The organism is Pseudomonas sp. MF09150, assembly GCF_059862355.1.
The window spans coordinates 1-22,256 of sequence record NZ_JCBCUS010000001.1 but is presented as its reverse complement, the minus strand read 5'-3'; the positions used below and the strand labels follow the sequence as shown (position 1 = coordinate 22,256).

Here is a 22,256-nt window from a genome sequence, read left to right as displayed (position 1 = left end):
GCCTACCCTCATGGCCTCCAATCGACGCGCAAATTTCGACTAAAGCGTGCTCTAGCGTCAGGGCCTGCGTGCGGCTCAACTATCTCGGAACTCTAGAAGATGCACATTCAACTGGATCTCAACCACAACGACCTCGACGCGTTGCTACGCCACTGCCGGGAGTTTGTTCCCGGCAGTGGGGACGCGCGCGAGGACTCCCGCTTGGCTGATGCCTTGGAGTCACTTGCAGCGGCACTGGAGGACGCCTTGCAAACGAGTTGAACATCAAGCCCGTGTGCAAGCCACCGCAAGGTGTCCGAGGATTTATTCAGTAGGAATACTGAACCAGTCAGGCACCAGCTTGGTGTCTCTCCATTCTTCGGTCAGCACCACCCCTGGAATCTTGCCCCAAACACCGTCATCAGCATGGTCTAGTACAATGATCTGCAGCCGTCCTTCGGACGAGTTGACCGCATCTGCGAAAGCTTTGAATACCTTACGAACCGCCACGCGATCTTCATCATTCAGCTCGTGCTCCTCCTCGACCTGCGCGGCACGCTTTACCGGGAAGTAGACTTGGCTGGGCTGGTCGAACACGAGAAAATGAGGCACCGGGTGTTCAACAGTTGTCTTGGCCATGAATAGCTTCTGCAACGCGAGGAGCATCGCTACGTGGTAAGCGAGCCAATTCGCACCACTACCAATTTCCCATAGAAAGTCATCGCGGCCATCATGGCGCACCTTGATGGCCAAATCCGTGATCGATAATCCGATCTTCGCATCTTTCCACTCAGCATCGAGAGACGGTGTGATCTTCGCGCAATAAGCACTCAACGAGTCTAGGATTTTTCGGGTATTCGCCCTGATCAAGTCCACGGATACGAGCGGAGCGAGCTCAGCCATTCGATCCTCAACCTGCTTCAATTCTTTAGCTAGAGTGCTATCGAATTGGGCTTCTTTGTAGTTCTTGACTGCTTCTTCAAGCCTGCCCAGATATCGGTCAATGTCTGCTTCGCGCAAGGCCTGCCCTGTGGCTTGAGCGTCGACCAACTCAATAGCTCTGATTTCCTTGCGAATGGCATCGAGTTCATCTGAGTCTTCGCTCATCGCGTTTCGCAGTCGTAGTGTCTCGCTCTCAATCGATATGGGAACTACTGGAGCGACGCGGGCACTGTCCTCAATGCTGCTGAGCGCCTCACACAGTGCGTCGAGCTCTAACGATGCTGACAGGGCTGGGGATCCAAGCGCACTTATCGGAGTAACATTGTCTTTTCTGATCAGGCCTTTCAGCCAGGTCGAAAGGGACAGGCGATCTTTCATGGTTTCAAGGGCGGACACATAGGCATCAGCATCTTTTTGCAGTCCGCTAAGCTGATTCAGCTTTTGGCGACCTGCAAATAAATTCGCTGCAATGAGGTCTTCTCTGGCCTTGAGCTGTCCGATGGTCGTGATCGAAGCCTCAATGGTCTTGAGCCTCGGCTGGGCGTCTCTAGAGCTTTTCTGCAGAATCGCGCCAAGCTGCTCAACCGCAACGGGCCACTCCTCGGAAAGCATTGAGTCAATGCCAACCAAGCCATACTCACGCGCCCGGAAGTACCAACTATTGGCTTCGCCGCGCAGCCGGGCTGACGCGACAGTCAGTGTGTTGATTTCTGTCCGCAGCTGCTTTTGTCTACGTTCAAGATCCTTCATTTCCCAAGATGCCAGCAGCGTCTGGGGGGTAACCGCCCCCAAAATGAAGGGGAAAATGTCCTTCAGTTTTTCTCGGTGGCCTGTAGTGTCCGCTTTGTAGAAAAGGACGTCCGGGTTGGCGACGATGTTCTGCGGCTGGAAGGTGAAGGCCATCAGGTCACGGAAGCTGGGCCGATTCTTGAATCCAAATTTAACATCATCCCCAAACCCAATGTTTGGCAAGCCGGAGAGTCGATTCAAGATGCCTTTGACTATGCTACGGTTGGAGTTTTTTCGTTCGATCTTGGCTGGGATGGTGACGTTCTGCCCCTCCAATACGAACATGTCATCGGTGGATCGCTGCCGACCCGGCTCGGATCTTGCGAATAGCTTCATGCCTTCATCGGTATTTACCAGCAGCCCAAACCATGCACAGGTGTTCCTGATAGTACCCACGGGGATTGCACATTTTTCCGAGGCTAGGCAGTAGTCGATAATCGGGATGACCGCGGACTTACCCGCCTTGGACGAACCGCTGATGACGTTCACAGCACCTGGCGTGAACTTCACTTCACGATAGTCGCGGCCATTTTTTGGCCACAAAATTAGCTTTTCAATTTGCAGTTTCATCAAAAACCTATCCGTAGGGCAGTCTGGACTTCCTGGATGGAAAGAGCTCCACACCAACCACCAAGCTTGTCTGCGTGCTTGCCTAACTCTCTTACCGTGTTAGGGATGTTAGACGGGTACCGCTTGGTCTTGTAATCGACGACAGCTGTGGTGCAATCAAGGGTTAGCAGCCCGCTTTCCAATGCGATGTCGAGGCTGGTGAGCGACGTGTTCCTGAGCGCCAGCATCCGACGCTGGATGGACAGCAACAACTCCTGTTCCTTGGAGAATTTCCCTGCGAAAAGCCGTAGTCCGGAGGTTAGGTTGGTCTTGCCCATGACCGTTCGCAAGGGCTCACTGAAGATAACCGGCAATACTATGAACAGGAACGGCAGTGTTGGGCCTGCACCTGAGCTCTGCCGCTTAAACCCTTTCACGAACTCCCACATGAGGGCAGCCCCAAGGGCGGGATTTTGCACCAAGTAGATCTCGTCGTTGAGTCGAGGAGATATTTTGACTTCAGGGGTTTCCATCCTGGACAACCTGTTTCAAAGCTAGGCCACATGCCTCCAAATAGAGTCAGGTGGCCAGCGGAATTAGTATTTACCGACGGCGTTGGAAGATATTCATCAATCGTCGAGCAGATCAAGGTAGCGGGGATGCCAACCGATCTTCGTCACGTTGGCGAACTCTTGGTAGGTGCCGCGCACGAAGAACTTTGGTGACTCGGTACCGTCCAGAGTCTCGGATACGTCCATGCACTCCATTTTCAACAGCTGGCCTCTATCTAGTTCTGAAGCGCTGGGAAAAGCCATGTTCGTCTTCTTGTTCAGAAGCGACCATCTATTGAAAAGAGTCTTGCGGAATTCTTCAAAGTCCGAGTCGCACACCAAGCCTTTCTCACCCCACCGCACTTTATTTGTCTTCGACTGCAAGAAGTCCGATACCGCTTCAAACCCATCCCCAGCTTTGTCGATGAGGTCAAGCTGACGAAGCAATGTCAAAACCAAAGGACGGTTCTCTGCGATCTCGTCCTCTGATGGAGCAGGCAAGGTGTAAGCCTTTAGTAAGTTCAGAGCGCTCCGGCTAGTGAAAGTCGACATGTAGTCTTTGAAATCTGTGCGCGACAGCGCAGGATAATTGCAGGCTGCAATCAGTGCATCGGAGTTGTTTTTGACCCATCCAATGGCAACGTTGCAAGCGTCTTCCAGCCTGTCATCTGGAACGGTGAGCGCGAAGTGATTAGAAATCCTGCCGATCAGATCGTCATTTCCCGTCTCTAGCTCGAAGGCCATGACTAGGTCAGCACGCTTGCCCTCGTCGTAATTGAGAAACTTTTCAATGTAGGGTTTGCACTGCTCCGGCTTTTCCACCTTGTAGGATTCGCGTATATCCGCCACCACGCGCTCGACCAGTGTCCTCGTATGGGCAAAATGAAGCTGATTAGCAAACTCGCCTTCTTTCTTCTGTAAGACGTACAGTCGGAAGCGCGTTTTGCTGAGATCGATCAGGCCTGCCTCAATAACATCGATCCAGTTGGCGAAGGTCTTCCATAGATCGACAGAGAAATTGCTGATGGGGTTCGTCACCAAGCCGCTTTTAGCCTGCTCAAGCAAGGCAGAACCGTCAGCATGATGAACATCGGTGTCGTCAAACACCTCCAGTGCAACGTAGGAGCCCTTGGGGGCGTCGCAAAGGTGCAGGCACATCCGAGTGGACTGCAGCGAGAATCCCAAGAAAGATCCCGGCCGGCTGGACTTGAGTTGAGGGGCCTGGGTTGGTATTGGGTTTGATTCCGAGCCAATCACATTTATTCATCCCTGCTCTGCTGAAAGAGTTCGCACCGACTGCCCAAGTAGAGCTAGGCGGAGTCTCTGCATGCATGCGCGCCCACCCAGGTGAGGCCTGACCGTCACGAAGATTGCACATTGCCATCATTTTTCACAGGATGTTATCGCACTTGGAAGGCAGGATAAACCGGGCAATAAGATTCGAGATGTAGCCCCCCACTGTGTCATACGCTCCTGTGTGGGAATGTCACATCCCTTTGCCGGGCCGATCCGCCCAGCGAAGAAGATCGCTATTGACCATCCCTTCGAAGCGGAGAGAAAACACGAAAAGAGTACATTTGTACTCCGTCGCTATATCACGGCATGGGGCTTACTGCTCCCTGACTGAGCCATCGGCTTCGATCGCGGCACGGAGTGCCCCAAGCTCTGCTTCAGACTGTTCGAGTTGAACCTGCAGTACCTCTGCCCTTTGCTGTGCTGCTGTTCCAGTGAGATGGGCCTCAGTAGCCTCTCTAGCCTTGGTCTCAAGCTGTTGGCCGAGCAGTTCCTTAGCGCCCTCTGCCCGGGCAGTCGCCGCATTGGCAATACCGAGGTCTCCACGCATACTTTCAAGGGCGTCTCGATGCTGTGAGGCTTCTCTGGCGTGCTGGCGATTCTCGGTAATGAAACGCTCGTTGTCGCGGATCAGGCGGGTGATCTCTTCCTGTTTAACCATTAGGGTCTGCTGGAGAACTGTCACCTGCTGCTGAGTCTGATAGACCTGGGCTTCGTGGCGGCTCAGATCCTGGTCACGTTGTTCCTTGACCGAAGCGCGGTAGTGTTCGAGTGCTTCCCTGGCGTGTCCGTGTTTCTGCTCCAAGGACTGGATCTGCTCGTCCTTCTCCTTCACCCGAACCTCTAGGTCATTGCAGCTTTGGCTGATCCTGGCGTTACGGGTGATTTCGCTCTGCAGTGTGGACTGGGAGGTCTTGAGCGCTTCGTCCTGGCTTTGCAGTGCCGACTGGAGCTTGGTGATCTCTTGCTTCGCCTCGTCTAGTTGATTTCGAAGTGTACTAACCTCCGCTTTCGTCGCTTGGCGCTCAATCTCAAAAGTGGAGCGTTCCTGCAGCAGTGCTTCATTCCCCTCCGCAAGCAATCGCTCCAGCATCTTCCCGACCAAATCAGAAAGCTCATCGCTTAGCCGTGACGGCGATGCCGATGGGTGCGGGTCATATGCTTCAATTTCCTTCATATATCGCTGAATAGTCGTTTTCGAGCCGGTATTTCCAAGCTCTACGCGAAGTGCATCGATGCTCGGATTCTGACCCCGGGCTAGCAAAGCCTCCCGTGCTTTGCGCACCAGTACCAAGTTTATACCACCTCTAGCCATGTCCCCTCCGACGATTTCGTAATGTGTTACGTGTCACGTAATAACATGCCACATTGCCATGTTTTTTATGTATATAGCACAAGATATTGACAAGCCATAATCAATGATTATCTCTTGTCATGCCTGCGACCGGGGGTAAAATGACCCCTAAGGCAGTACAAATGGCAAATGCGAGCAACCGATGGCTCGAGGCGAGAAATTACGTGTTTGAAGTGGTCAGCAAGGCAGATAGGTACCTGGAGGCAAGTGTTCGAGAGAACACCTCGAAGAGCTATGCGGCTGCCCTCGCCCACTTCGAGGTGAATTGGGGCGGCTATCTGCCCACTACCACTGAGTCCGTAGTGCGGTACATCGCTGAGTACGCTGACCAGCTGGCGCTCAGCACCCTTAAGCAGCGCCTGGCTGCGCTCGCCAACTGGCATCAAAGCAACGGTTTTCCCGATCCCACTAAGGCACCGAGGGTCAGGCAATTGCTGAAGGGCATCCGGGCACTTCATCCAGTGCAACAGAAGCAAGCTGCCCCTTTTCCTCTGCTGCAGCTCGAGAAAGCTGTTGCTCACCTTGAGGGTGAGATTGTTCAGGCAAGATCCAACGGCAACATGGCAGCCCTACTGAGATCGACACGGGATATCGCACTGCTCACCATTGGCTTTTGGAGGGGGTTCCGCGGAGACGAGCTCTCTAGGCTAACTGTCGAGAACACGCATGCCGAACGCTATGTGGGCATCAGGTTCTACCTGGGATCTAGTAAAGGGGATCGGCAGAACATTGGCCGGGAGTACAAGACTCCGTCGTTGAGCAAGCTCTGCCCCGTTGAGGCATACCTGAACTGGATTGAGGTGGCCGGTCTGTCACGCGGTGGTGTATTTAGAGGAATTGATCGCTGGGGCAACATCAGCGATAGACCGCTTGCAGCCCACAGCCTGATCCCTCTCCTTCGCGACACACTTGAGCGTTGCGGCTTGCCGTCACAGATCTACAGTGCTCACTCGATTCGACGCGGATTTGCCACCTGGGCATCAAGCTCTGGCTGGGATATCAAAACGCTCATGGAGTACGTGGGCTGGAGTGATATGAAGTCTGCAATTCGCTATGTGGAGCCCGCTCAGCTGTTTGGTGGTCTGATCAGAAAGCTGGAAGGCTGAATGCTGGCGCTCAGAGGGGGGGGGGATGTTGCCCTCCCGATTGATCTCGCCGCGCAGCAGCAGTGGCAGGCGCTCATGAAGACGCGCACAATTTAGTGATGGTGGCGATGGACACCTCGCGGGTTACGAGCTCTCAGTTCGCTCGTCATATCGCACACGGGCCTCAGCGATGGCGGGAAGATGTTTACGGCCCCAAGACGAGAGTGCCATCAGCGGCTCAATCAAAGAGCGGCCCAAGTTGGTGAGCTCGTACTCCACTTTAGGCGGAATCGTGGGGTACATCGTACGATGTGACCAGGCCATCTCGCTCCAGGCCACGTAATGTCAAAGTCAGCATCCGGTGTGACACCCCACCAATACTTCGAAGAATAGTGTTGAAGCGTTGACGACCATCTGGCAGCCCCCCCCCCCCGACCACCATCACCGTCCATTTGTCGCCCACGCGATCAAGCACCTCTGCCAGCGCATGGCAATCGGTTTGGGTTTCCTCGTCAGGCACGAGAGTCTTCACTTGCGACGGCTCGGAGATGCGGCAGCAAGCAGTCTACGCACGGCCTGAAGAGCGTCCAACGCTCTGGTTCGGGATTTGGCTTGCGCACGCTCGCAAGCCAGCCCGAATCCATGTCGCCCTAGAGGATTAAGTTTTTGCTCCTCTCCGTGTAATGTGAGCCTCCCACCTGCACCACCTGATAAGGATTTCATCGCCAATGAACGGAATTGCCTATCGCTACGCAACAGCTGACACTTTCGAGAAAATGCTCGCGAGTCAGGAGCTATGGTTCTCTGATCTCCGGAAAATGAATGATTGGGACGAGTACGCTGCGGGGTTTAGGATTGCTAACGAACTCATAACAAACGAGTTCCCGCAGTACGCATCCATTCTGGGTGAGATTTCGCCAGAGCGGATGAGTGATCTGTTCATGGTGCTCATTTGCTCGTTTTCAAATCACGGCGACTGCCTGAGCATGTGGCGCGGCTATGGGGAAAATGGTAAGGGGGCGGCCATTGGCTATGACACTCACGAAATTGAAAACCACCACCTCTTCGCTCGCTATCTGCAGAAAATGAATCCTGTCAATGGCAAGGTGAAATTCAACTCCGTAATTTATTCAGAAGAAAACTACAAAGAAATCATTCGTCGAAATATCGCGCAGGTATTTTCCATTTCCAGCGACGCAGCCCCAGAAGAGGTTCCGCTTATCTTGGAGCTGAGAAAGAAGATGTTTGGCAGCGTCCTAGTCAGACTTTGCACGCTGTATAAAAATAACTTCTTCGAGGACGAGCGAGAAGTTCGGGGATTCATTGAGGTTAATGAATATATCGATCCTTACGAGGTTTCCAAAAGGTCGGGCGACTTCGGCGATTCATCGTTTCACAAAATTCGCTCAGATTTTAAAGGGATCCCTTCTATCAAAGAAGTTGTGCTCGGGCCTGGCTACGAAAAAACTGATGAGCACGTTCGGAGTTTGCTTGTCGAATACGGACTTCCTGATGTGAAAATCAAGCGCTCCTTGGGCACATACCGCCTATCTGCCAATAGTAATTAGTTTGGCTAGATGGCCAGGAGCACTATTAAGCCCCTGGCCAAAAATGATACTTTCTAAGCGGTCTTCAAACCCTGATCGGAGGACATAGGTGTCTCCAGCCTGCTTCAGTCACTTGCTCAACCATCGAACCATGGATTGATTGAACTTCGTAGGCTCTTCCATCTGTGGGGCATGGCCCAAACCTGCGAACTCTATCAAATCCGATCCCGGAATGGCCCGCTGGGCAGCACGCCCCAATTCCGGGTAGTTGCAAATCTTGGCTTTTACGTCCGGTGGTGCGATGTCACTACCAATCCCTATCAGAGGTCTAGCGTTCAGAGTTACCACGCCCAAGAAATTATGGCTCGATGCATCGCTTTTGGCTGAGTAAGCCAGAATACTCGTAAAGTGCATCATTGACGTGCACATAACACTCCTAATGCCCTGAAGTCCTTTGGCCCGAAATCATTCGGCGCACTTATTTATTGCGCGCGTATATTTTGGTATAAAATTAAATTCGTCAACGAGCCTTGGGCAAACCGTTCGGGACTCAACGACCACCCAATCACACAACCAGAATGCGGGTCACATTACATGGGCGAAGCTGAATTTCCGTACCAATCTTCAGAGTTTTACTTGAGGCACATGAGTGATGCTATTGAAGCATCACAATGTGGTGATGTACCCGCGGTATCAGTTGCAGTGTTCAGCTTTTTTAGCGGGAGTGAATACAAGCCCGGCACTACTGCCGAGCTGGACTCGTTCCATTTTCTCTGTGTCTTTTATTGCAAAGAGCTGTCGATATTCATTAGCACGCGGCCGACGTTTATGCTGAAGTGGATACAGACACTATTCCACTATTGCCGAAGTATGGCAGCAATGCCAGAGATCGTAGAAACCGTCTGGCCAGTTGCAGCCAGAATGGTAGACAAACTAAAGGGTCACTTTGAAGTCGAGGGGATGCTGGCTTCGTCCCAGCTGGCGACCTGGGATTACTTTTACGGCAAAGACAATCACCCCAGCTATGTGGAAGGAATAAAAAAGTGGAAAGTAACGCACCCAAGAGCAATCGCCTATAGGAATCTTCTTTGTAGTACAGCAATAAATCAGGACAGTCCAGACTTCAAGGATTATGTCCAAGGGTGCTACTTGACCAAAGATTTCTACACCCATGAAAACCAGGCTGTAGCGATCCTGAGTTATTATTGCCATATTGAGGAAAGTGAGAGCATTCTGGATGAGCTGCTGCACCTCATCCGCGCTGAAGATATGAAAGCTTTGACCAAATCCGGAAACTGCGATTTCCTGAAAGGCATAATCGGGCACTTTTACGACCACAATGACTATCAGTCGTTGTTCAAGCTTCTGTCATCAATGAAAAATGTTGCCCCTAACGCCATTCCCGGGCATGGCTTTGTCTTGAGCAATGGTCGAACATTGACCGCCATGACTGCAAGCTCAAGGATTGATTTTCCGGCAGAGGGAAACTACCCAAGCTATGAGCGACTGATCAATATTAGGAATCAATTGCTTGGCGTATACGTTAGCCTTTTGGGTACACCTAGCCAAGATGCCAGATTCTTTGACGCCGATCGTAGTGGCACCCCTGCAGTGGACGATGATTTATCTTCCTACAGGGATGTTGTGATTGAGCACTTTCGGTTGAATAACGATATCTACGACGAGGTGAACTCAATCACTTTGGCCCCCTCTCATGACTTCCCAATTCAAGCGGCTAGGTTTGGATTAGGCAAAAATGCGCCCTGGATATCTGCTAGCCTTGAAGTAATGGTAGACGATCCGGACGAGCGCTCCTTTGTATTTATGCTTGCCAGCCATACTCACACCGTGAATGTTGAGCAAGCATTCATCCGAGCCCACTTCGGTGCATCCGCTGAAATCTACATAGACCCAAGCATCGAAATATTCACAGAAATCTTTAAGAGCGAAAGGCATAGTGTTATCTACATTTCGGCTCATGGGGCGTATAATCACTGGGGCAGCGGCAAGGAAGATCATATTTTATTTTCAGATGAATGCATTATTCCCGGCAATGTATTACATTCGTGCATTCCTAAATCGCTCTACGCCAGAAACGTGATTCTGAACATTTGTAATGGTGCCACAGTTGAAATAAGCTGCAACCCATACTCCAGAGGACTTGCAGCCTCAATTGCGAGAGGAAATCAAAGGGTGGTTTCGCACCTCTGGCCGGTAAATCCAATCTATGCCGCCTCCTTCGGATTGCTCGTTCTTCACTATCTCAGAGAACGCGACCTGCTTGCTGCAAGCAGGGAAGCTTTTGGTATCCTAAACCAAGAAAAAGACAGCATCATTCAGATGGTTCGCTCATTGGGGGCAGACTGTGATGCTTTATCCGACTATCTAGAGAAAACCGAATTTAGAATGAACGCATTCAAAAACATCGGAAGCATTGCTGTATACAGCTAGCAACCAATAACCCAGGCCTTCAGTAACGAAGGCCCTTTTGTTATAATCGATCCAGCCTGGAATATTCTAATAGAAACTTATAGACAGCATTGCACACACTGGCCAGCCCTCCTCAAACCCTGCTTTTCAAAGTAAACAGGTGAGGTGTAGGTGACTCGGTCATATGACGATGATAGCCGGCGAACTACGCCTAGCCGAAGCGCTTTTGAAACCTCGCCCACGCATTCGCTAGGTAGGGCCATTCATCTGCTAAATCACCTTTTGAAGCGTTTCCATCAAAGTGGTCGATGACACCACTCAGCTGAAAGTGGGAAATTTCGCATCGAGCCTTGATAAGACTGAGAATCTCGTCCCTCAAACCCATCATACTAGGTCGCTCATCAGGATCGACTGATAGTGCTCGCTTAACCAGGTTGATGACATCCGAACGCAAATTGCCAGGCGCCTGTAGAGGACACCCGCGTGCTATCCATTTCTGCCAGTCTGCAGAGCGAGTCCATTTGGTCGAGTGTCCTGGCTTGGCCGACGGCCATACGTCATCAGTACGAACACCTACCGGGTGAACGCCGCTGGTGAGAAGCTCATGTAGAATGATGCCTAGGGCAAAAACATCTGTCTTTTCGGAGAGCTGGGTTCTACCCCACTGCTCCGGGGCCATATACGGCCTTGACCCTTCGAAAACCGCAGGTGTCTTTAAGAAAGCGTTAGCGAGTCCAAAGTCGGCAATCATCGCCACCTGATAGATATCAATGTTTCTGAGTCCATTGATGACTTTTTCGAAATCACGCACAAAAATATTGGCTGGCTTCAGATCTTGATGGCAAGCAAGGCCACGGCTATAGCAGTGTATTAACCCCGAGCAACAGTAGGCGATCAGAGAAAGTTGCCTGATCTCGCTTTGCCCTGACATGTAGTCCAGTAGGTCTCCATCCCAATATCGAAACAGGGCAACTGGCGCGCCCAGGACTTCCCGCAGATCGAAACACCAATGCACAAATGTGTGATGCGAAAAACGCAACTGGAGAGCCAGCTCCTGAACGAAACGCTTGTTTGCTTCTACAGCAGGAACCGTCTCAAGCTTGCGAGGCACCTTAGCGCACACGTAACGAGGATGAACCGACTCTCCCTGATCCATGACAAAGATGTCACCGCACACACCGTTTAGCCGCTTGACGACTACACCGCGATTATCTAATGCGGCCGCAAGCAGGGATTTCTGCTCGCCCTCGCTAAAGTCGTAGAAAAACGGGAGTTCCATGTTTGTGTGTTCCATCACTAGAGAGCGCTCCACCTGCCACACCTCACCCATCTATGAACGAGCGATGAGCAATAAGATGCTTAGTGTAGCGTTAACGCAACGGAGGCCGCTGCCCCGCGTTCGGCTAGCGTCAAGCACGGACGCGATCAGGCCCGTGGATTAACAGGCCTTCCCTCCTCCTTGAACGGCGGCCCAACCTTGGCCTGGTTAGACTCTTCAGCCCGGGACATCGACTACTGGCACGGGTACGACATCAGGCTCACGCGCACGATGATCATCAGCTATGCGCTGACCATCAATAGCCATGGAAACGGTGATCGTTCAGCTCCGCACTTGCCAAGCCATCTTGAGGTTTCAGGTCGACCAGAAAACGTCATGGATGGGACTTGCCACGTATGCCATTCAGATTTAGCACGCGTAGAGCAGAACGTTAACCGCGGGGCTTGAGCGGCTGGAGTGGCCCTTGCTGAATTCAGCACTGCGCACCGGATGGTGATTGCATAGCGCGTTTTCGTGGCTCATACGCCAAATCCAAACCTTCATAAGCCGTTGGCTATCATGGCAATCTACTGGCAACCGAAGCCGCCAGGATTTAGGATCTTGATCAGCCAAAGAACATCACCACCCTGAGCACAGGTCACGGGACTCTGACACGCCTGGCAGGCCAGGTGATGCCCAATTGAAACAAGGAGAGCTTCAATGAGTTTCAGCGATGCCCACGACGTTGCGACTGAGGCACTGGAAACCTTTCACAAGATTGAAGACAGTGCAGCGCGGCTTCTAGCGACCCGCAGCGGTGAGGCGTCCGACGCCCTGGCAGTGATCAACACGTTCACCAACACTGCAGCAGTAGCCAAAATCGCATCTATTGGTGACGACACCACCAAATCGTTGCTAAGCCTCGTCCGCGAGCCTGCGGTCTCACGTGTGGTTGCCGAGACAGACGAAGGCGAGGTCATCACCTACTATATCTGCCGAACGACCAACATCACGGTCAAAGGGACGATGCTGGCGGGCTACCGTACCCCTATCGGCCGTCTGGCCGTCTTCGATGTCGGTGAAAGTGTCGAGCTTGAGGTTGCGGGGAGGCAGAGAGGCTATCGTATTCTCGAAAAGCTTGAGCTGAAGCCTCTAAAGAGTGACGACCTTTGGGATGCCATCGACAGCATTTGGCGCCGCCGACGTACAACCCCACAGACAATTCCTTCGCTTCGAAAGCTTGTTCAGCCCGTCGACGACAACGCATTCCTAGCGATGCTAGGCGGCGACTCTGAGGCAGACAAAATCCTGGAGGGTGTAGTGCATGAAATACGCAGAGCCATGGCTTTGCGTGACCAGGCAATTCTCGACAAGATCCAGGACGAGATTTTCCGGTTGTCGATTGATCATCAGCTGATCATCCTCGGCCCTCCAGGTACCGGCAAAACCACAACACTGATCAAACGCCTTGGTCAGAAACTCGATGTGCAGGCACTAAGCCCAGACGAACAACGGCTGCTAGGCCCAGCGACCAACCGCCAACGCTGGATGATGTTCACACCCTCCGACCTGTTGAAGCACTACGTCAAAGAAGCATTCAACCGGGAGAATGTTCCCGCGTCTGACGACCACATCAAAACCTGGAACAAGCGTCGGCATGACCTGGCGAGGTCAACATTTGGCATTCTGAGAACCGGTAATAGCGGCAGCTGCATTCTCAAGGAGGATCGCCGCTATTCCAGCTTTTCGGTCAGTGATGATCCTCGGCAATGGTTTGCCGACTTCAAGTCGTATCACCAAAACCGTCTGCTCACCTCTCTCAGAGAGGGCGCCGGCCTGCTGAAAGACTCGGCGCCGAACCTCTCGGATACGGTCGTGAAAGAGCTGCTCACCACGGTAGATGAACTGAGTCCCGAGGGGCTGCTCGGGGCCTACGCGATCTGGAACAGAATCGAGTCGCGAATCGAGCCGTTGCTCAAAACGAGCCGAGGGACAACTGAATCGCCCCGGATTCTCTAGACACCTTGCAAGCTCATTGCGTAACGCTTTTCAAACTCTACCGGTGACAGTTGATTGTTGAAACCATGGCGGCGTTTCGCGTTGTAGAACATCTCGATGTAATCAAACACATCACTACGAGCATCTTGCCGCGAGGTGTAGATTTTCCGCTTGATCCGTTCCCGTTTCAGAAGCTGGAAAAAGCTCTCGGCCACGGCGTTGTCATGACAGTTGCCTCGCCGACTCATACTGGCAACCAAATTGTTCGCCTTCAAAAAACTGCGCCAATCGGAGCTGCTGTACTGGCTACCTTGGTCGGAGTGAACCATCACCTCCTGCTTCGGTTTACGCCTCCAAACCGCCATCAATAACGCATCAATGGCCAAATCACTGGTCATCTGCGACTTCATTGACCAGCCGACGACCTGACGAGAAAACAGATCCAGCACCACCGCCAAATACAGCCAGCCTTCATAAGTACGAATGTAGGTGATGTCGGTGACCCAAACCTTGTTGGGTTTCACGACATCGAACTGGCGCTTCAGCAAATTGGGTGAGGCGACCGCTGGCTTACCGCCGTGCTTGCTAGGGCGGCGTCGATACCCTGTCTGAGAGCGCAGACCTTCAAGACGCATCAGCCTCGCCACACGATGCCGACCACAATCCTCACCGACCTCGCGCAGATCGTCATGGATTTTGCGATAGCCATAAACGCCGCCGCTCTCCAGCCAGGAATGCTTGATCAAACCCAGCAGTCGCTGGTCGTCTTTGGCGCGTAAAGATTGCGGCTCAGACAGCCAGGCGTAATAACCGCTGGGATGGACTTTCAGTGTCAGGCAAAGCCGTCGAATCGAATAGTCGCCCGCGCGCTGCTTGATAAAGGCGTACTTCAGCCGCACTCCTTGGCAAAGTACGCGGCGGCCTTTTTTAATATGTCTCGCTCTTCAGTGACGCGCTTGAGTTCCGCTCGCAGACGACGCAGTTCAGCGTGCTGATCATCATCCTGCTGCCGTTCTTCTTGAGGTTTGCTGTAGCGCTTTATCCAGGCATAGAGGCTATGCGTCGACACGCCAAGACGGGCCGCTACCTCAGCGACAGGCAGCTTCTTTTCGGTCACTTGATTGACTGCTTGGATTTTGAATTCTTCGGGGTAACGCGGGTTGCTCATGGCACCTCCTAATTGGCCTCAGTTTAAGGCAAAGAGGTGTCTACGAAACCCGGGGCGATTCACAACTTCCCAACGACTAAATCTATATATACGAAGCTATCCCTCTGATTCAGCTTGAATACTAGATCTGTCGAAATTTGAAGGTTAAGTATTTTTTCTTCGGCTAGCTAGATTTTTCGCCACGAAAGTCATGGCTTGCTTACATCGATTTTTTTGTGCCGTTAGCCAGCAGGCGCTTCCTTCCATAGACAAAAGGAGCTCGTATCCTGCACGACAGGCGGATCGCATCGAGATGAGTGCATTTCCAATTTATGGGTGTACGCAATGCCTAATGTTGTTTTCAGGTGTATGCTGAGACTATTGTTTAGTTCAAATGTATGTTTTAGCTGGTTTTCACTTCAAAAGCCTTGAAGTGAAAATTCAGCCTAATTCTTTTCAGATTTATCAAGAGACACCTAGAATCTCTTGATATGCAAAGGGAATGGCCTAAGCAGTTTTGCTGTGAGATTTACTTCAGCGTACTTCTGACGTCCAATCTCTCAACGGGCCATGTCCTTCGTGTTCATGGCGAGTCCTTGAATGAGGTGGCTGCCGATGAAGCTGATTCAGTGCCGGTTCTCTTCAGGTCAGCGTGTGCCGCTGCTCGTGCAAGCTGGTTACGCAGCGCCGTTACCCATACTCATTCCGTTCATCTACGTCCAACTTAAAATCAGGCACCGCGCTTACAACACGGCTGCGGCGCACCTGCGCGCGATCCAGGCTTTCTACGCCTATGCCAAAAGCCGAGATCTGGATATCGATGAGGCCATCTTGGCCTGCCACTTTGAGGCGATTCTGTCTTTATTAGACGGTTATGCAATATCGAAGTTGTATTTGCAGATGTCGCCGACGTCATTGAGCGGCGCTTTGAGAGCCATATCATCAATGTTCGTCCAGGTCGCACTCGTTACCGCAGCCTGACAGATACGCAACTCCAGATCATTCGCACATTGATTGTCCCAGGAGCTGCGGAGAATCCGTTTCCGGAACGACTGCAGTTGCGCAATTGGCTAATGATTGAATTGCTACTGGAGACTGGTATCCGCCGCGGAGAGCTTCTGAAGCTCTACACCACCGATATCAATCAGGGTTCTCAGCGAGGTCGAATCAGAGCTCGTAAAAGTGACCAGTGCGCCTCTGATCACCAGTGTTGTTAACCTACTTGCCAATCGTCGCGACGCCTCCCCTCTTTTTGCCCGATTCTCCACTTGGCTGATGCGTAAAGTGCTGGAGTCGACAAGAGAGGAAATCGAAGACCCCAGAAATGCTGGATACTTTGACAGTGAGTTACTCAATGCAATCGGAAATATCCTTTCCAGTTGCCCTCCCTTAGCGTGCCCGCCTGAAGATGCAAGTCCATGGGTGCACTGGAGTTATAGATGTGCGCTAGCCTCACACGCACATTCCGGTGTAATGGACGCCCCAGACGTTCAGACTTTTCTGAAGGAGTGGGAGTTGTCCGCAGATGATTGGATGCGACGATCTGGAGAACTTTTGCGTCAACGCGCTGAATTCTACGTTGGCCAAAAGCGAGAATTCCCAAGTCTGGTGGCTTATCTGTTAGCGTACCCGTTTGTTTGCGCTCCCGAACCAGCACAATTGTGGTCCAATCTGTGGGTGAATACTTACGCGCTGAGAGAGATTGTCGAGTTTGGGTATCCAGATGCTGTCAACGGGTACCAATCTCGCTCGGACGCAAGTAGCCTTACATTAATGGCGTTCCAAATTGGTCTCGCTTTACTCGATCAGGTAAGCGCTTGCTGCCAAATCCCAGACTCTGATCTCGCTCGGAGTATGAGCAAGCTACACAGCGCCCTCGCCCACGCCGCACTGCAGATGCTAGAAATCGACGATACTTTAGTCCTCAAGAGTTGGCAGAATGCTTTGAGGCATCTCGCAACCAGGCGCATGGTCTGGGAAGCACCCGGCGCGATCAAGCCTTCTAACATCTTTCTCCCTGATGATATCCCCACTACAGCTAACTATTTGCACAAATTAAGTTCCAATCCTTTTGAAATGCTCACACTTATGCATACCGCCTTGGCCAATGAGTACGACTTGAATAATTTACGAACACTTATGCTTCAAACCGATCTGAGGCTGTCAGATATAATTGCACTTGTAAAACGTCTTAATCAATACAACGAGTACAAATATCCTTTAAATGGGAATTCAATGGCAGCCATTGAAAAACTTGCTCGGGATCTCGATTCCTGAGTAATGAAGCTTTGCTATGAATCGCCTGGGTTTTCTACGCTGCGTCCTAGGTCGCAAGGTGTGTAAGGCACCAGTGCGAAATCGGCGTCATTTGCGTAGTGCTCAATCTTTTCGATGGGGTAGAACCCGTCGAAGGCTCGAAGCCTTTACCCCACAGCTGCGAACGCCCCTAGCCACTATGAGGCGGCGGGTCGTTCGAAGCTACCGAGGTAGCGCTGCGTATTACCTATGACGTACTCGCTCATCGTGCGGTTTATCAGGTTTTCAACAATCAGGATCTTGGCGGCATCCTCCGTGATGAATCCGAATGGGATAGGCACCGGAGACAACGTCGGCAAAACCAAGTGGTAAATCACAACCGCGCATTTTCCGTGAATGACCATCGCCTCAAGCGGAGCCAATTGCTCTGACTCAACAAAGCCGCACAGAAGCAGTCTGGCATTGTTGCAGTCGCCTTTTGCGCGCTTGATCGCCGGCCAATCATCGCTGGCAGAAACAGGGATCAAAATCTTAGCGTCGAAAACCGGTTTACCATCATTCTCGCCGCCCTTGCTTTTTGTTTTTGAGAGATCAGAAAATGCACTGCAAATCTGGGCATGCCTGGCCGAGCGGCCCCAGAGCTCGTGAGAGGCCGGAGCCAGCCAGGACAGGCTAATCGGGGCGGCATGCGGTTCACCCTGAAGCGCTTTCTGATGTTTGCGCAGTACCGAAGAAACTCTATCCCAGTTTTGCTGTAATTGAAGCGATCCAAAAAGTCGCAGCCCGGAAGACTCTCTAACCTGTGCAACGGCACTTGCGCTGTTGTACAGAGCAGAAAGGTCCAGCCCATTTGAAGACATAAAGTCATAGGCGTCCGAATCTCCCAAGATGTCGGCGAGCTGAAGAACCTGATTGAGGTTTCCTCTACCCAGCATGCGGCCCAACTGCTCCGTACGCTGACGCATATAGATCTCGTTTTCGCGCAGGCCTTCCTTCGCGACAAAGCGTATCTGCCGAGAGTCGGCATCAATGCTTACACGCTCTTCTATCTTTTCCCAGCCATCCCTTACTTTTTGAACGCCTGCGACCTTGTAGAGCTCCGGCGGCCCCCCATCCTGCGACTGCCCGCCCAGGTGACCAGCGCGATAAATGTCGTAAATCTGACGCATGAACGCACCGACGGCCTTAGCACCGGACTCGGAAAGCGTATCGCTTGGCGCCTGCAATTCCAGGCAACGTTTGGAGTCGGCATCTCCAAGGCTTTTTCCAAGGCAAGTAAACGACAGGAGCTCAAACACGAACATCTGCTCGCGCTCTTCCTTGCGCTTCACAATCGGTGACTCATGGTTGCTGGCAAACAAGCCACGGCCTTTATCGGTCAGCTCTATTCGTCCATCAGGACGCGTTTTAAGCTCCCCGGTTTGTAGAAACGGTGTGATTGCAAAACTGAGCTCTTGAGCCGTAAACCCGAAATAATTGGCGATTTCAGCTGGCAGCAGCGCCGAAATTTTTAGCAGCCGCAGAAGAAATTCCGGTACGACTGGCAGGCCCCCTTTGTCCACTAGGGTGTACTCAATACGGAACTGTTGCGCGGGCACCACGACGTCCAGCTCGAATAGAACAACTGGGTTAAGTTCCATCAGACAACCCTCCTGGCAGGCGTCACTGGTTTGATGCAGTAGTTGATCGTGTCCTGTTTCGTCTGGATAAAGCTGGCTACTTGACCCAATGGAAGCCTCGCGTTCCTGCCGCTCCACATTTTCAAACTGCCTACGATGACCAACCGCTCCATCGCGCGTGACATCGCGACGTTGATACGATTCGGGGTCGCCAAAAAGCCAGGTGATTGATCCGCTTTGGCCCGAGTCAGGGAGACTATGATGATGTTGTTTTCTTTACCCTGATAACTATCGACGGTCTCAATTTTTACCAGCTTGCGGAACTCCTCCGACCAGATTTTCTCGGCAAATCTCTTTCTCACTAGTTTTCGCTGATCGAGATACATGCAGATGACCCCGATTGGAGGTTCTTGGGACTCGGCCATCTCCATAGCCATGCCCGCGCAAAATTCGGTGTCCTCTGCGATTTCTTCTAGCAGCCGTATGATCGCATCCGCTTCAGCATTGTTAGACAGGCTCAGCGTGCCGCTGTCGTAGGCTTTCTTGCCTAACTCGCTGGTGTCGATCCAAGTCACCACATGGGACAGGCACTCAGGAACCTTTTGTGAAAAATAGGTAGGGCTTGGTCTGTAACCGTTCTCAAGGTCTATGTCATAAAAGATCTCGTTAACCAGGTCGCCAATCGCTGGAAGCATTCGATATTGCGTATTGAGCGTCGCCCGAGTGGCACGCCCATACTGGGAATGGAACACTCGCTCAAAGTCGCTGCGCATGACCTGCTGGAATTCAGCTGAGCTGGTGGTAATGCCCAGGGAACGGGCAATAGCTACCTTATGTTCTTCTTCATACGTAGGACGCAGCTGGTTGTGGTCGCCGACTAGCAGGACCCTAGAGCCCACCTGCATGGCGATAGCCAATTCACTCGGCGCCGATCGAGCAGCCTCGTCGATGATGACCCAATCAAAATGGGTTTCTGCAAGTTTGAGATGTTGCAGTCCGATACCCACGCAGGTGCCGCAAACCAATGTCCTGGACCGCATGAGGAACTCATCATAATTGGCCCTGTTGCTCGACAGGCGCTCAACGTACTCATGAGAAAGTTGGATCAGGTCAAGGCAGTGTTTAAATTCCGGAGGCCGCACGCCATGAACCGTTTGGACGTGATCATAGATGCGCTCCAGCAATTCTTGGGGTGAGCTTTCGCCCTCACCCAGCTCGCCAAGAAACAAGCTGGCATTAAGATTCAGCTCGCCCATCAGAGAGGACTTCAGCGCTTGCAAAGCCATTCGATCTGCTCCGCTTCCCTGAGCGCGCAAAATTTCCTCGTCCAGCTTTTTCAACGATCGGACCAAGTGAAACACTCGCTGATTCACATCGACCATCGTCTGGGCAAAAGCCTTACTTAAACCCAACGACGAAGCCATGAAGCCCACGCGCTCCTTAAGTTCAGCGCTAAACCCATTTCTCTGGCGGTCGACGATATTGCGAGAATAAACGTCCAGTAGCTCCTCAGAGACAACCTGATCACGGTTACTGAAACGTACAACGTTCAACTCGGTGTCCAGTCGACGGCAGTGCGCGCGGATCCGTTCTGCTGCAGTATTGACAGCTTCATGAGACTGGCTGACAAGGAGGATATTTCGCACCCCGACTTTGCTGATCAGATAATGGATGAAGGCCGCGATGAACTCTGTCTTACCTGTTCCCGGAGGCCCCTGCAAAAGGCCCACTGGGCCTCTGGTGATAAGCTGCGTAAATGCGGCACGCTGGGCCTCATTCAGTCCGATGACCGTGCCACTTGCAGTAGTGCGTTCGTATACTGCAAAGTCTGAATCGCTGGGCTCTTCAGCATACCCCCTTGGTGCCAGTTTGCATTTTTCGTCGAAGTAATCCATCAAATCTGGCAGCACTGATTGGCGGTTCATAATCCGCTCCATCGCACCACGACGACGCGTCATTGATGTCTTATTTTGCCGGCTTTGGAGGAACAATTGAGAGTCAGCCTGTACGCGTTTCGAACGACTGGAGGCAAGCACGTAGACTGCATCACGCACGCTCATGCCCAGGTTGATCTCACCGATATCAATATCCTTCTCCCCGTCTCTGAGGATCAGTCGGATGTTGTCTCCCGCCTCAAAACTCTCAAGGGCCTTCGCATCCATGGCGTAGGGAATCAAAAGTCCTACGCCATCCTTGTGGAAGTGTGGTTCTTCGGAAACACGGAAAGAGGGCTGGGCCTCAAGTTCAGTAGAAGTGATGGTTTTCCATATCTGGCTGACAGGAAAACTGCGCACTTTCACAGCTTCTAGCTGCGCCTCATCTATGGCCAGTCCGTTGTCCTCGTCCTCACCAGTAATCGAGTCCGCAACGCTTTCACCGTCCTCAATCGCCGCTTGCTTACGCACTTCAGCGTCATGCACCTGCGCGGCGAGATTTAAAAACGCCTCGTCTTTTGCCAGCAGCTTGGTCAGCTCATAGACATTGACGCTGGTACCGCCTGAAATGCTGAACCGTGCCTCTATGTGGTGGTTTGCCTGACGCGCCAGATAGGCGGGAACCCGCATCTCCTGATTGGCTCTGAACGCATTTACAAACTGCTTGGAAGCAGGATTGAACTCGGTCAGTAACTGCCCGCCGACACCTGCGAACGTCACCTCCAAGGCTTTGGTGGGGGCTCTTTGGTCGGGTTTCACTACAACGAACACTTTTCCGTTGTCAGGTAGGATCTCAAATGCATCGCCACTTCTGTTTCTAAGGACGACAGAGACGGTTTCAATGGTTTTTGCAGGCGTGAAAGCAGCTTCCAGAGCATCCTTGAAACGCTCCAGGGAAAGAAAGCCGGATTCAGTATCTTTCTCATGCGCGACGGCCGCCCTCAGGGCGTGAATGTCCTTTTGCGACGGCACGTCCCAGTCCATGTCCAAGAGCTCAAACACCATTCTCATCACAGCAAAGTTGTCTCGCTCTGCTGGGGTACAGTTTTCCAATACGGGGCTGTAGCGGGTGTTGACCGGTGACGCGCCTGAAGCCGAGAAATCCGGACAGTCGAGCAGGTAGACTTGGGTATTTTCGGGAGCGGAACCGACATTGACTTTGACGTTGTGTGGATGCAGATCGCCGTGGCTCAATTGCTGGCCATGCAACCCGTCAACTGCCTCGATTAGCCCGTGGGCGACGACGATACGGGTCTCAACTGACAACCCCTTCAGCTCATCCCAGTGCTCACCGTCGATATGCTCCTGAGCCAGGAATGGGTTACCGCTGCGGTCGTAACCAAAGTGTTCAATTTTTGGCAGAAAGGCGAAACCGCTTCCTTTCAGCTGTTCCAGGACTGCGGATTCCACGGCCATCCGGCCACCTATTCCATGAACATCCGGCCACTGATTCCACGGTGATCCGGCCACCCGTTCCACGCTCATCCGGCCATCCTTAAAGCAGGCAGCAACGCAGGATTAATTC

Annotated in this window: 17 protein-coding genes; 7 read left to right on the top strand and 10 right to left on the bottom strand. The window is 52.3% G+C overall.

Annotation, left to right across the window (positions count from 1 at the left end):
* Positions 1-99: 99 nt before the first annotated feature.
* Entirely contained in the window at positions 100-261 is a 162-nt protein-coding gene (locus AC19YX_RS00085; protein WP_500605338.1) for a hypothetical protein, read from the top strand.
* A 42-nt stretch (positions 262-303) separates the two neighbouring features.
* Here AC19YX_RS00085 and AC19YX_RS00080 read toward each other — a convergent pair whose 3' ends face one another.
* The 4 genes from AC19YX_RS00080 to AC19YX_RS00065 form a co-directional block, all read right to left on the bottom strand.
* Positions 304-2,280, bottom strand: a complete 1,977-nt coding sequence (locus AC19YX_RS00080) for a DUF3732 domain-containing protein (protein WP_500605337.1) — start codon at positions 2,278-2,280, stop codon at positions 304-306.
* Positions 2,280-2,792: a three component ABC system middle component gene (locus AC19YX_RS00075; protein ID WP_500605336.1), complete on the bottom strand. Its 513-nt coding sequence runs from the start codon at positions 2,790-2,792 to the stop codon at positions 2,280-2,282. Before AC19YX_RS00075 ends, AC19YX_RS00080 begins: the two co-directional genes overlap by 1 nt.
* A gap of 96 nt (positions 2,793-2,888) precedes the next feature.
* Positions 2,889-3,995, bottom strand: a complete 1,107-nt coding sequence (locus AC19YX_RS00070; RefSeq protein WP_500605335.1) for an ABC-three component system protein — start codon at positions 3,993-3,995, stop codon at positions 2,889-2,891.
* Positions 3,996-4,419: 424 nt separating this feature from the next.
* A complete protein-coding gene (locus AC19YX_RS00065; RefSeq protein WP_500606120.1) occupies positions 4,420-5,388 on the bottom strand; it encodes a DNA-binding protein in 969 nt (322 codons plus the stop codon).
* A gap of 170 nt (positions 5,389-5,558) precedes the next feature.
* Between AC19YX_RS00065 and AC19YX_RS00060 the strand changes: the two genes are divergently transcribed.
* Positions 5,559-6,563 (top strand): tyrosine-type recombinase/integrase, encoded by a 1,005-nt coding sequence (locus tag AC19YX_RS00060; RefSeq protein ID WP_500605334.1) that lies wholly within the window; start codon positions 5,559-5,561, stop codon positions 6,561-6,563.
* Between the two features lie 123 nt (positions 6,564-6,686).
* Here the strand turns inward: AC19YX_RS00060 and AC19YX_RS00055 are convergent, their stop codons facing one another.
* Positions 6,687-6,845 (bottom strand): winged helix-turn-helix transcriptional regulator, encoded by a 159-nt coding sequence (locus tag AC19YX_RS00055; protein WP_500605333.1) that lies wholly within the window; start codon positions 6,843-6,845, stop codon positions 6,687-6,689.
* Positions 6,823-6,984 (bottom strand): winged helix-turn-helix transcriptional regulator, encoded by a 162-nt coding sequence (locus tag AC19YX_RS00050; RefSeq protein WP_500606119.1) that lies wholly within the window; start codon positions 6,982-6,984, stop codon positions 6,823-6,825. The genes AC19YX_RS00055 and AC19YX_RS00050 overlap by 23 nt, the downstream gene beginning before the upstream one ends.
* A 286-nt stretch (positions 6,985-7,270) precedes the next feature.
* On the opposite strand from AC19YX_RS00050, the gene AC19YX_RS00045 reads away from it, so the two are divergent.
* Positions 7,271-8,110, top strand: a complete 840-nt coding sequence (locus AC19YX_RS00045; protein WP_500605332.1) for a DUF2971 domain-containing protein — start codon at positions 7,271-7,273, stop codon at positions 8,108-8,110.
* Positions 8,111-8,683: 573 nt separating this feature from the next.
* Entirely contained in the window at positions 8,684-10,540 is a 1,857-nt protein-coding gene (locus AC19YX_RS00040; protein WP_500605331.1) for a hypothetical protein, read from the top strand.
* A 190-nt stretch (positions 10,541-10,730) separates the two neighbouring features.
* Here the strand turns inward: AC19YX_RS00040 and AC19YX_RS00035 are convergent, their stop codons facing one another.
* A complete protein-coding gene (locus AC19YX_RS00035; RefSeq protein ID WP_500605330.1) occupies positions 10,731-11,798 on the bottom strand; it encodes a serine/threonine protein kinase in 1,068 nt (355 codons plus the stop codon).
* Positions 11,799-12,497: 699 nt separating this feature from the next.
* Here AC19YX_RS00035 and AC19YX_RS00030 point away from each other — a divergent pair.
* Positions 12,498-13,796, top strand: coding sequence for a hypothetical protein (locus tag AC19YX_RS00030; protein WP_500605329.1), 1,299 nt, complete (start codon positions 12,498-12,500; stop codon positions 13,794-13,796).
* Here AC19YX_RS00030 and AC19YX_RS00025 read toward each other — a convergent pair.
* Positions 13,793-14,943, bottom strand: a protein-coding gene (locus AC19YX_RS00025) for an IS3 family transposase (RefSeq protein ID WP_494968698.1) whose coding sequence is annotated in 2 segments (ribosomal slippage) — positions 13,793-14,700 and positions 14,700-14,943 — 1,152 coding nt in all. Because the reading frame shifts where the segments join, the coding sequence is not laid out codon by codon here. The genes AC19YX_RS00030 and AC19YX_RS00025 overlap by 4 nt on opposite strands.
* Before the next feature lie 594 nt (positions 14,944-15,537).
* Between AC19YX_RS00025 and AC19YX_RS00020 the strand changes: the two genes are divergently transcribed.
* Positions 15,538-15,903 carry a hypothetical protein gene (locus AC19YX_RS00020; protein WP_500605328.1) on the top strand — a complete coding sequence of 122 codons (366 nt, stop codon included), beginning with the start codon at positions 15,538-15,540 and terminating at the stop codon, positions 15,901-15,903.
* A 534-nt stretch (positions 15,904-16,437) separates the two neighbouring features.
* A complete protein-coding gene (locus tag AC19YX_RS00015; protein WP_500605327.1) occupies positions 16,438-17,199 on the top strand; it encodes a hypothetical protein in 762 nt (253 codons plus the stop codon).
* Positions 17,200-17,375: 176 nt separating this feature from the next.
* Here the strand turns inward: AC19YX_RS00015 and AC19YX_RS00010 are convergent, their stop codons facing one another.
* Together AC19YX_RS00010 and AC19YX_RS00005 are read right to left on the bottom strand one after the other, a co-directional pair.
* A complete protein-coding gene (locus tag AC19YX_RS00010) occupies positions 17,376-18,818 on the bottom strand; it encodes a hypothetical protein (protein WP_500605326.1) in 1,443 nt (480 codons plus the stop codon).
* Positions 18,818-22,216: a DEAD/DEAH box helicase gene (locus tag AC19YX_RS00005; protein ID WP_500605325.1), complete on the bottom strand. Its 3,399-nt coding sequence runs from the start codon at positions 22,214-22,216 to the stop codon at positions 18,818-18,820. The genes AC19YX_RS00010 and AC19YX_RS00005 overlap by 1 nt, the downstream gene beginning before the upstream one ends.
* Between the last annotated feature and the right edge of the window lie 40 nt (positions 22,217-22,256).

Bases quoted from the DNA above. Each gene is read 5' to 3' on its own strand.
- AC19YX_RS00085 (WP_500605338.1), top strand. From the start codon at position 100: ATGCACATTCAACTGGATCTCAACCACAACGACCTCGACGCGTTGCTA.
- AC19YX_RS00080 (WP_500605337.1), bottom strand. From the start codon at position 2,280: ATGAAACTGCAAATTGAAAAGCTAATTTTGTGGCCAAAAAATGGCCGC.
- AC19YX_RS00075 (WP_500605336.1), bottom strand. From the start codon at position 2,792: ATGGAAACCCCTGAAGTCAAAATATCTCCTCGACTCAACGACGAGATC.
- AC19YX_RS00060 (WP_500605334.1), top strand. From the start codon at position 5,559: ATGACCCCTAAGGCAGTACAAATGGCAAATGCGAGCAACCGATGGCTC.
- AC19YX_RS00055 (WP_500605333.1), bottom strand. From the start codon at position 6,845: ATGTACCCCACGATTCCGCCTAAAGTGGAGTACGAGCTCACCAACTTG.
- AC19YX_RS00050 (WP_500606119.1), bottom strand. From the start codon at position 6,984: ATGGTGGTCGGGGGGGGGGGGCTGCCAGATGGTCGTCAACGCTTCAAC.
- AC19YX_RS00045 (WP_500605332.1), top strand. From the start codon at position 7,271: ATGAACGGAATTGCCTATCGCTACGCAACAGCTGACACTTTCGAGAAA.
- AC19YX_RS00040 (WP_500605331.1), top strand. From the start codon at position 8,684: ATGGGCGAAGCTGAATTTCCGTACCAATCTTCAGAGTTTTACTTGAGG.
- AC19YX_RS00035 (WP_500605330.1), bottom strand. From the start codon at position 11,798: ATGGAACTCCCGTTTTTCTACGACTTTAGCGAGGGCGAGCAGAAATCC.
- AC19YX_RS00030 (WP_500605329.1), top strand. From the start codon at position 12,498: ATGAGTTTCAGCGATGCCCACGACGTTGCGACTGAGGCACTGGAAACC.
- AC19YX_RS00020 (WP_500605328.1), top strand. From the start codon at position 15,538: ATGAAGCTGATTCAGTGCCGGTTCTCTTCAGGTCAGCGTGTGCCGCTG.
- AC19YX_RS00010 (WP_500605326.1), bottom strand. From the start codon at position 18,818: ATGGAACTTAACCCAGTTGTTCTATTCGAGCTGGACGTCGTGGTGCCC.
- AC19YX_RS00005 (WP_500605325.1), bottom strand. From the start codon at position 22,216: ATGAGCGTGGAACGGGTGGCCGGATCACCGTGGAATCAGTGGCCGGAT.